This window comes from Dietzia sp. KRD202 (genome assembly GCF_017168155.1).
Lineage (GTDB): Bacteria > Actinomycetota > Actinomycetes > Mycobacteriales > Mycobacteriaceae > Dietzia > Dietzia kunjamensis.
Genome location: NZ_JABFAN010000108.1, coordinates 1 through 379, shown reverse-complemented (window position 1 = coordinate 379; position 379 = coordinate 1). Strand labels below are relative to the sequence as shown.

Sequence of the window (379 nt, the reverse complement as noted above, 5' to 3'; positions counted from 1 at the left end):
CTGGCACTCCGACTTCGAGACCTGGCACGCCGAGGACGGCCTGCCCCGCATGCGCGCCGTGTCGGTGTCGATCGCGCTCACCGGCAACCACGCCACCAACGGAAGCCTGATGATCATCCCCGGCTCGCACAGGACGTTCCTGGGCTGCGCGGGCGCCACCCCGAAGGACAACTACAAGAAGTCCCTGCAGATGCAGGACGCGGGGACGCCGTCGAACGAGGCCGTCACCGCGCTGTGCGAGGCGGGCGGCATCCGGCTGGTCACCGGCGAGGCCGGTTCGGCGACCTGGTTCGACTGCAACTGCATGCACGGCTCCGGCGACAACATCACGCCGTACCCGCGCAGCAACGTGTTCATCGTGTTCAACAGCGTCGAGAAC

1 protein-coding gene is annotated in these 379 nt (G+C 67.8%); it reads left to right on the top strand.

The features are described from left to right. Positions 1 to 379 (top strand): phytanoyl-CoA dioxygenase family protein (locus J1M64_RS19150; RefSeq protein ID WP_206475233.1); only part of this gene is annotated, 379 nt, incomplete at both ends.